Source organism: Shewanella sp. M16 (assembly GCF_018224605.1).
Lineage (GTDB): Bacteria > Pseudomonadota > Gammaproteobacteria > Enterobacterales > Shewanellaceae > Shewanella > Shewanella oncorhynchi.
The window spans coordinates 1-9,947 of the sequence record NZ_JAGTUL010000071.1; the positions used below are offsets into that span (position 1 = coordinate 1).

Genomic DNA, 9,947 nt, shown 5'->3' on the forward strand with positions numbered 1-9,947 from the left:
TGTTCAGGTGTCGCTACAAGTTCACGGCTCACCCAATAACGGTAGCTACTCCGGTTCACGTTAAATACATGGCATAACACTGAAATAGGGTATTTGTTGCTCTGATTGAGTTTCTCGATTATCGAGATGTGTTCAGCGAGTCCGACATCAATAGATCGGTAGTCTTTTTTAAGATTTCTTTCTCGAGATTAATCCGCTCAATTTCGCGTTTAAGTGCCCTGTTCTGGTGTCATTGGTTAGGCTTTCGGAGCATGCCCTTGGCACTCAACCTGAAGCTGTGTTACCCACTTACTGACCGTTGATTTACCCACGTTCATGGCTTTTGCCGCCGATTCTTGTGTGTATCCTTGTTCAAAGGCTAATTGAGCGGTTTCAAGCTAATGGTTACGCTATATCGAGCAAGTTTACTTTTATTCATGTTGTCACCTAAATGGGTTATGAGGGGATCATAACATTTCTTATAGGAGGCCAAATTCAGTGTGCGACTAGATGTGCAGGTACAGATGAACCTAAATGTACTATCCGATTATGCCTATATCCTTTTTTGTCTATTTGTTTGTATGCTTGAGAACCATCACTACAAATTGTGCTACCAGGTTCTATTACATCTTGAATGAATTGATGGATATGTTCTTTAGTTGCACTTTCTACTTGCCTTAAACGTATCCGCCCAAATCCAGAGGGTGGTAGCAGCTCAACAGCCACCACATTCCGTTAGAAGCAATAATCGCTAGGTGTCTGGCGATTAGACAACACTGGATGCCAAGGTTTATTTTGCGCACCTTTATCGTTTTCGTGAAACGGGGGCGAATGAAAATACCAATAGATTACTCCGGCAGTGTGTCACAAAATACTATTAATTTGAGGCTAGTGAATGATGAATTAATCGAATTTTCTCAGAATATTATTAACTATCGGCCAAATAAGTATTTAAAGCTTAAGCAGCTAACGGTGGTTTTTCACCAATTAGCGGCTTAATTGTCGAGTGTCGCACTATAGAGTTAAATTCTAGCATAACCCTCTAATTTTTTTAAAAGTCAGATGATAAACGTCCTAATTTTCATAAACCTCATGAAACCTTGTGTAACAATTACTTCAAGATAGCTATGGACTTTTATCTGGAATACCCCTAAATATGCTTTTTTGAACCATGCCCTATATTTAGCCTTTCGATGCTATTTGATAACGCATGCATTTCATCTATTTCTTTTAAAATAGCTAACTGGTTTTCTTTTTCTACAGTAGATTCCGTTAAATCTCCTTTGTTATTTAGTATTTGCCAAGCAGTCACTAAAGTCCCAGTTCTTCCTGCACCATAACCGCAGTACACATAAGTATTCTTCCCTTTCATGGCGATAACTGATTGTAGTAATTTAGATTTATCTGGAGATGAAAAGTCATCAGTTTTTATATGAATATAATTTATGCCGGACTTTGTTAATGAGTTTTTTTCTGATTGACTGAGCTCAACAGAATTAAGGCTAATGACTTGATTAAAACCTTCGTTTATTAAAAAAGTAATCGCTTTATTAGACATTATTTGAGAGCTATCATCATTGATATAATGAGGAGCAGAACCTCTAGCTAATACCCCTGGCTCTACAGATGCAAAATTTTTAAAAATAGTCTGACCATCTATAATAACATTCCCCTTAAACCCTTTTATACTTGTCACTGTTGGTAGACTTAATAATCCAGGTTGCTTAGATTTTATCGTCTCTAGAGTTGATGGTAACTCTCTCATCCATGTAGCTACTGCACTCCCTTTTGACTTAGAGAATCCCCCAACCTTATCTACCGGAGTAAGATGAGCTATACGGTTATCATTATCAGGGTATGGGCTAAGCACGTTAATATCTTTTAATAGAAGAGTTGTCAATTTTACTCTAGCTTGAGTTTCTTTAATATTTTTTACGATATCAAGACTCGTTTTTAGAGCATTGAACTTTTCATGTTGATCGGTCAGATTAGATATTTTTTTCGCCATTTTACTAATGGTTTTATCAGATACCGTCTTATTATTTAACTTGAGAGAAACAGCTTCATTAATCGTGTGGTGATGCGCTATTCTATTGAAAATACTCATTTAGTTATCACGTCCTTCCATTGCTACAAATAAATTAATCTTCACTCTCCCCTTCCAAGAAAAGTGATTAAAAAATAAAAAAATTATCACATCCAAAGCTTCATCGTCACAAGACTATTTATGATATTTCCTGACGACAACTTATCATGGAAGACCTATACCTATAATATAAGAGTAGGTTATGACACTGGTTTATTGGGTTAGCAATGCAATACCTTGGATGGCAGCGATATTTTCAAGCCAATACAGTGAAAAAGCGTGCGGTTCTATCAATTTTTAAACTTGGAAAGGAAGTCCGCAAAAAAGACAAATATCAGGTAAAGGAAGCTTTGTTTCCTAAATCGAGTCAGCGAACAAAACTCCCATCATTGTTCAAATATCAAGCTACATAGTGGCTTTCAGGCATACCTGGTCCAGTAAGCTTGTTCAAAGCCCTAATCATCGCGTAAGTTTCTCCCACTTGAGCCTTATAATTCCGCATGCTCAACGTGCCTCCTAGCAGTTGTTTTATCCTGTACATAGCGGTTTCTGAGATTGAACGGCGATGATAACCATATCGTTTTTTCCACTGCTTATTTGAGCCATGAAGCTGTTGCCAACTGACGGCTAAGTTTCGTGGATGCCCTTGTTCCCATAGCGCAGCACCTTCCCTAGGTGGAATGAGCACTAAAGCGCGTTTTCGACGAACGGCTTCGTGACAGGCTTTCGTGTCGTAAGCACCATCACCCGAGATATTGCGGATTTTTCGATAGGTTTGCTTAAGTAAATTAGGCATCACTTCAGCGTCTGTAACACCTGATAAACTGAGTTCTGCGGCAATAATTTCATGGCTATGTGTATCTACGGCAATATGCAGCTTACGCCACACTCGGCGCTTTCCATCTGTACCATGTTTCTTCACTTTCCACTCACCTTCGCCATAGACCTTCAAGCCTGTCGAGTCGATAGCTAAGTGCTCAATGGCGCCGCGAGTCTTGGTTTTAAAAGCAATATTGACCGTTTTCGCGCGTTTACTGATGCAGGTGTAATGCGGGCAAGATAATGTGATGTCACCCAGTTTAAACACCGAATTGATGAAGCCCTGTAAGGCTCGCAGTGGCATAGAGAAAACACGCTTAACCATCAACGCAGTGGTAATGGCTAAGTCGCTAAACACTTGAGGGCGACCTTTCTTTGGCTGCTTGACCTTGGCTTTCCACTTAGCAATTGCATCCTCATCAATCCAGAAGGTAAGTGAACCGCGGTTGATTAAGGCTTGGTTGTATTGCTTCCAGTTGGTTGTTTTATAGCGAGGTTTTGACACGGTTGATGGGTAAGTTGATAGGCGATGCCGATCAGATCAGCGGCTACGGCTTTAGTTCAACCGATTTAGGAAACAAAGCCAGTATTAATTTTACGGGATCATGTTAACTCGTCATGGAGTCTAATTTTGATTCCGTGACTAAGCACCATGGAAACGATTTGATCAACAAGGCAGATTCACTGCGAAGGCCGTTTGAACAGGGCAATAATGCAAACATTTCTTGAACAAAATTAGAAGATTTAACGAGCTGCAGGAGTTCGTTAAATCTTCATCGCTAGGATGTTTCCTTTTTCATTATGGCAGGTCAAACGTAGAGTTCAAAAAGTAAGTACTCATGCGGTTATCCTGCCTCCCTGCTGACTAGCAATACCATAAGTGAAGCGCTGATGTAGCTTACGCTTCCACTCTTTCATGGAGATTAAGTGATTTTTTAATTTTAGTTCCCAAGCTTAACCCTGAATTGGCTGTTTGTACGAAAGGTAAATCAGTCGTATAACTCATAAGTTCTTCTCTCCATGGGAGTGTTTGTTTCTCGAGATACTCATTAAAATACACTTTTGCGATATTGAATTTATCTATACTAGTAGGGTCCACGCTATAATTACTCATTGCTTGATTAAAGTCATGAAGTAAAGACTCAGCCTTGGCTTTATTAGGTTCGTCAGGTGCTCTTGCGATTAACTCACGTAAAAAGTGCTGTGCTTCTTTATGGATTTTATGTGTTTGTTCTCCAAGGTGGCGGAACATTTTTTTATACTCAATTTCATTTTTACGTTCAAATTCCTGCCACTCATTATTGGCTGGATTTTGCTCTGAATTCTCAAAGAAGCGGTTGTAACGTACCATACTATAAGTGAGATCTTCTATACCTATTTTTTCACTGGACATTGTGGATTTACTGTAATTAACACCGATATTTCCTCCAACACTTACCCCAGGTGCAACCATTGCAGAAGCACCTATTTTCCCACCCGCCGAAACAGAATTTATATGACGAATAAACTGCCATCGATAACCTATATCTCCTTTAAAATCAGCATCTTTAGCATAGTTTGGTTTAAAGAAGCGAATCAATACAGACCCAGACTTTTCGCCACTTAGATCTGGGGAGAAATCAAATTCCTGCGGTAATGTTATTCCCTCCTTTTCCGCCGCTTCGTTAATTTTTGCTGTAATGCTGACCTTATCAAGAGCTCCTTGTAAGGAGCCTGAGATAGTCCATGTTAGAGTAAGATCAACATAACTGCCTGCGCGAACTCTGCTAGGATGAATACGTTCGCGTTTTAATATATCTAACTGAGCTGAAAAGGGACCGGTCGATATATGGATCGCTGTTTTACTGTCAGTGATCTTTAAATAAGTTTGCTGCATAAATGTCGCTATTTTATCTAAACGTGTCTTGGAATACTCTATGGGTGGGAACTTAATTTTTATTGCAACATTTTCTATTAAGTCCATTTTACATGCTTGTTGTTCACTCGTTAATACCTTTTCCCCAGAAACTACTGTCATTGCTTTATGCGCTAAATAAGCATGAGAGGCATTGGCAAATTGTAAAAACTGATGGCGTCCAATGGCTCCCCAGCGATCTTCAATGGTGTGCTTGGCTATTCTATGTAGCTTAAGTTCGTCTTGAGTTGGATTTTTTCCAGATTTTACATCATCATATTGTTGTACTATTTTATAGTAACTATCAATATCTTGTGATAAAAGCTTCAAACATTTAGTGGCGCTGTTTGAGTTTGAAGAATAATCTGCGATTTCCTTTGCATGCCGAATCAGATTCGCTGGTAATTCTGCCAATTTATCTGCATTGTTTTTAATGATATTAAAAAACTGGCTTGGCATAAATCCATAAATATTAGTCACTGATTCTTGATAACTTACCGCTGCCCCCGCGGCTAATTTCAATCCTACTTCCCCAACATTTACCGTTGCCCCTGCATTAGCTTCTAATTTAACCTCTCCGGCCCAGGTATTATAATGTCCAAATGCTGGCTTACTTCGATCAGGAGCAGTGGCGGTAACTGTGGTTTTTATATCTAACACCGTCTCAAGTAAATGATTTAGGCGATGTTGACTATTTGCAGCTTGTTGGCGCTCGTGTTTTAACTTTTTCAATTCTGAACCTAACTTAAAAAGAAGGTGGCTTTTAATAAAATGTGTTACCTTATTTTTTTTCGAAATATTCACATACTCACTGCGATTAGCCCAATTGAGCTTATGCCCTTTTTTATCAACGTATTGTTGGACACTATTATATGCTTTAAATTTAACCTTAGTGTGGTTAAATTGAGCATTAGCGCCCAATTTGGCACCTATTTGGTCAGTGAGCTTTACTTGCGCCCCAGCGTCAACACTGACTTTACAATTAGTTATTGAATTTACAAAAAAACTCGTCTCATCATCAGCCGATAAACTCCTTGCTTTTTGAACCCCAACAGATAAGCCTGCATAAGGCCCTACAGAGCCCGGCCCCGCAGAAACAGGAAGCATACTTATCCCTGTGCTTATGCCAACTGAAATGCTATGGTTTTCCGATGTTCCGGGACTAGCCAAAGGGGCTAATTGTTGTTTTTTTTCTTCGTTTAGTTCTTGATTTTTTTGCATTATCCAGCCACTTTTCATGTTTTGACCGAGTAAGCTGAAAATGTCTTTTATGTTACCTTTAGGTAAAGTCTTTGCCAATTTCTCAAATTGATAAGACAGCTTTGCAGTGTCATCTATAGATAGAATACCTGTCTGTTGTGAAGATTGATTTATGGTGCTTAATATTGATGAGAGTAGGCCGCACCTCTTTGGATTCACAAGGTTAGAGCCAGTTATGCGATCATGTAATTTATCAACAATGCTAGATAGCCTTTCGGTAATGACTCTGCCATCTGAGTGTAAACTACTATTTGATGTTAATGAGGTTATTATCTGAGTTCGGGACCCGCCTAAATGCTGATTACCCATCTTACTTTGCTCTTGTATTGAACTACAAGACGGCATCGATGGAAGCGAAGTTACCCTTAAGATTTCCAGTGTACTGGGTGGTAATGCATCATTAGATCTTGTTGCGCCGGCTTCTTGCAAATTATATGTTCTTATTATTGGCATAATAATTCTCTCAATTAGATATTAACACTTACATATATGTAAGTTTAGGTGCTGTTCATCAGATAATGAATATAGACCTCTTAATTTATTGACTATACTGTCTCAAAATTAAGTGTCAGATTGGATTAGACCAGAACACAGACAATGTAAAGAAAGGTGTTTTTAAAAGCACCTTTCTATGATAGACATAAAGTAAGGTTACTATGATTATTTTTTAATTTGTGTATTTAAATGTGAAGGTAAACAGTTTTGATTAAAGCGCCAATGTGTAGCACCCAATACAGCTACATCATAATACTCAGTAGCTAATTTCTGGAATTCATCATTTTTTAACAATAAGTCAGGTAAAGACTCAATAGAAGAACCCGCCTGATATGGAACCCCAATTTTTTCTGCTACAACCATTACTTCATGATAACTGTGCATACCGCCACCAACTAAATATCCTGCAATAGCTGCACAGTATTGTTTCTTAAGCTCTAGAGTATGGAGTTGACCAAAGGCCTCTGCTGATTGCAGTAGAGTTCCCGTAGTACCTGATATCCCTGCACCAAATAATAAGTTTCTAGTATCTAAATCATCATAATAATCATCAGCTTCAGGATGGCTCATTCGTTTTTCATCGCGTTCAAACATATCGATAGCTCGATGTCTTACTTGAACCTTTACTGATTGATCTGCAACCGAGCCAGGAGGTAATAAGCCAACAGTTTGACACGGAACACCTAGATCTTGTTTACGCTTTCTTCCCCTTACTTGAGCATTATCAAACCAGTCTTGTCGAACAGTATTAGCGATCGAAAGATATTTCGATCTTTCATCACACTCATAAAAAGGTAGTATCTTCCTTCCAACAGCATCATGAATTGCCAAAATTTGAGCAATTTCACCAGTCTTAAGGACTCGAATAAGACTTTTTTGAACCTCATCTGAATCTATATTTTCTATGCTATCGAGTGAGATACGACCAAAACTAGCGCGGCCATTGGTCCAAAAATAATGCCCTATGTTTTTCTTAAGAGTATCTGAAAATGATTTTGCATTTTCACTAAATCGAGATTGAAGAAATGAAATAACACCTTTAGATACACTGTTAACTGCTTCACTTGTGATTAAGGGATTCTTTATAATTAAAGAAGTGAGTAATGATTGATATTCTAGTTGACGAAATAAACTAGTTTGGCAACTATATGGTTTTAATTCTTGCCCATCAACAATTTTGTTGAAACCAAGATGTTCACCATAATTAGAGTAAACTACCTTATTTTCTTTTGTTACAGCGTAAGGGACGGAGCAGCGCCCTTCAGAAAAAACATTATTTACATTCCTTAATTTTCTAAAACGGTTCTCAAAGCAAAGTAAAATAAATTGTTTTGCTTCTTGATTGTTTTTGATGCTTCTTATTAATAACCCTGAATCTTCATTAGAACTTAATAAATCAGAACCAGATATTAGGCAATGAAAATTATTTACAGATTTTAACATGATACCTCTCACGGAAACGAATTCAATGTCGTTAAATTACCATATCCATAATGAATACATAGGATAAAGAAGTTAAAGACACAACATCACTAGGAGAAACTACTTTTTAATATTACACATTCAAAAAATTTAAAGCATATTCACTTCATCGATAATCATAAAAAGCTTTGGCTTCTTTTGAGCAATTTATGTCAAGGCTTGATGAGGGCCATCTGCATCATATAGATTGAGCTCTGCAGAGATTACAGAACGACTTACCGATAAAATGGCCATTACCACACTTAATAGTTTTAAATTCATTGAACGAACGCTCATATATCCACAAACTCCATTCCCAATGTATGTAGAGTATGTAGATATCCTTTTAATTTTGATCAAATCATAGAATAGTAAAAGTGAATTATTTTGTGTTTTTATACCATAGAAACCTTAATGGTTTATAATGACACTATCTCCTTGGTGTGTACCGTTCATTTTATTTCATGTTTTATCACGTGAATGGGCTTTATGGTTCTGTTGCAAACTGCGATCTTGCAGCTATGATTTGAGGGTACTGAGGGTTGATGCTCACCTAGCTCAAGTTGAGTTTTACACTGTTGCCAGCCGCCTTCTTGCATCCAGAGTGAGAAGGTTTCGATGGTTATGCCATCGATGCCTGCCGCGTCTTTATTGGCTTTAACTTGCCGCCACGCTCGATGTAAGTTCTCTGGTTCGAGCAGTTGTTGGAATAAATCGCTGTTCAAGGCTGGTTGCAGATCAATACGCTGTTGATAGTAATCGTCTGGCGACGTAGTGGGTATCAACAAGTTTGATAAGACTCCTCCTTATTCTAAATGTTCAGGCCTTCACCCTGTCCCATCCATTAAGATGGGCGTTGGGCTACTATGTCGTCTGCTGACTTCTGCTTAATCACATACCAAGTTACCCCGTCATGCGCTATCGGTTTCATCTGGTTCGCTCTTTTCAATCGATGACACTGAAAAGCCAAGGCACTTATAAAGCAGAGCCTTACTGGTTAATGACCGATCGCGTGTTAAACAGATCTCAACAGATAAGGACATGAACTTTCTTTGCACTGCTGTTTCATTTACGGTGGCCATTAGATCATGTGGTTTCGTCATCTTGTGCCAACTCACCTCTAGCCTACGCCTCATATGATGTTCTTGTTCATCAGCTCGCAAATTTATTAGCGGCTTCCTTCAGACCAATCCTCGCGGATAAGCCCTCGCCATTCGCTAGCAGTTAACTTTTAATAACAATATGTTATTAAAACGGTGACCTTTCTACAGAGGACTTTCAACTCATTAGTCCATGCTGGGCGCTGTAGGATCCCCATATAATTCATAGCCCCACCAACCATGAGTTAATCAGAGTTCAGCTAGTTTCTTCGCAGCACAAAGCACATCATCTGCTGATATGGTGTAATCATGCAGTCGCCGCAGCAGTTATTTGCCCATTCTGACTGTCGATAGCACATTCCGTTTCTTCACCGTGTTGGCTTGGAAGTGCCGCTGTAATTGCTGTGTTTCTCCGTATAATCCTACCCACTAAAATGCCAGTTGCACCAATAACGCTATCAATAGCAGTATGTCCATCCTCACCGCATAACGTGTTCTGTTATGAAGTAGACCAAAGCCATAAGCGGGACTTTTTAAATCTCTAAAGGTTTCTTCTATTTGCATTCGTTTTTGGTAAATATTGACCAGTTTTTGAGGTGACATGGCTTCCACAGTCAAGTTAGTCACCAGTGCCCAAGGCTCTTTGGCGGTCAACTCATACGTCCATTGCGCAGTATGGTGACAGTCTGTTGTCGTACTTCGCTGACCTTTTCTGCCTTTACTTGGGGCCCTGAACAATACCATCTCACATAACAAAGGTTTCTTTACCGATAACGCCACCCGCCCAACATGTTTTGCGCGACGACGGGCTTGGGGATAAAGCGCTTTTAGTGAAAATTGGCGACCGAAAGGA

At 39.0% G+C, this 9,947-nt stretch carries 5 protein-coding genes and 5 pseudogenes; 2 read left to right on the plus strand and 8 right to left on the minus strand.

The window, feature by feature from the left end:
• Both KFE26_RS22715 and KFE26_RS22720 read right to left on the minus strand, forming a co-directional pair.
• Positions 1-418: pseudogene (locus KFE26_RS22715) on the minus strand (transposase); the annotation flags it as partial.
• A gap of 71 nt (positions 419-489) precedes the next feature.
• Positions 490-708, minus strand: a pseudogene (locus KFE26_RS22720) (transposase); the annotation flags it as partial.
• 47 nt (positions 709-755) lie between these two features.
• On the opposite strand from KFE26_RS22720, the pseudogene KFE26_RS22725 reads away from it, so the two are divergent.
• A pseudogene (locus KFE26_RS22725) lies at positions 756-978 on the plus strand (IS30 family transposase); the annotation flags it as partial.
• Between the two features lie 151 nt (positions 979-1,129).
• Here the strand turns inward: KFE26_RS22725 and KFE26_RS22730 are convergent.
• Entirely contained in the window at positions 1,130-2,086 is a 957-nt protein-coding gene (locus tag KFE26_RS22730) for a fused DSP-PTPase phosphatase/NAD kinase-like protein (RefSeq protein ID WP_212601802.1), read from the minus strand.
• 188 nt (positions 2,087-2,274) lie between these two features.
• Here KFE26_RS22730 and KFE26_RS22735 point away from each other — a divergent pair.
• Positions 2,275-2,478 (plus strand): annotated as a pseudogene (locus KFE26_RS22735) (hypothetical protein); the annotation flags it as partial.
• Here the strand turns inward: KFE26_RS22735 and KFE26_RS22740 are convergent.
• The 5 genes and pseudogenes from KFE26_RS22740 to KFE26_RS22760 form a co-directional block, all read right to left on the minus strand.
• Positions 2,466-3,389 (minus strand): IS5 family transposase, encoded by a 924-nt coding sequence (locus KFE26_RS22740; RefSeq protein WP_212601803.1) that lies wholly within the window; start codon positions 3,387-3,389, stop codon positions 2,466-2,468. The pseudogene KFE26_RS22735 and the gene KFE26_RS22740 overlap by 13 nt on opposite strands.
• Before the next feature lie 393 nt (positions 3,390-3,782).
• On the minus strand, positions 3,783-6,491 hold the full coding sequence (locus KFE26_RS22745; RefSeq protein WP_212601804.1) for a hypothetical protein: 2,709 nt from the start codon (positions 6,489-6,491) through the stop codon (positions 3,783-3,785).
• A gap of 207 nt (positions 6,492-6,698) precedes the next feature.
• Entirely contained in the window at positions 6,699-7,976 is a 1,278-nt protein-coding gene (locus KFE26_RS22750) for a hypothetical protein (protein ID WP_212601805.1), read from the minus strand.
• A 470-nt stretch (positions 7,977-8,446) separates the two neighbouring features.
• A complete protein-coding gene (locus KFE26_RS22755; RefSeq protein ID WP_249195890.1) occupies positions 8,447-8,782 on the minus strand; it encodes a hypothetical protein in 336 nt (111 codons plus the stop codon).
• Positions 8,783-9,343: 561 nt separating this feature from the next.
• A pseudogene (locus KFE26_RS22760) lies at positions 9,344-9,947 on the minus strand (IS4 family transposase); the annotation flags it as partial.

Excerpts from the sequence above, each read along its gene's own strand:
- KFE26_RS22730 (WP_212601802.1), bottom strand. The coding sequence starts at position 2,086 with ATGAGTATTTTCAATAGAATAGCGCATCACCACACGATTAATGAAGCT.
- KFE26_RS22750 (WP_212601805.1), bottom strand. The coding sequence starts at position 7,976 with ATGTTAAAATCTGTAAATAATTTTCATTGCCTAATATCTGGTTCTGAT.
- KFE26_RS22745 (WP_212601804.1), bottom strand. The coding sequence starts at position 6,491 with ATGCCAATAATAAGAACATATAATTTGCAAGAAGCCGGCGCAACAAGA.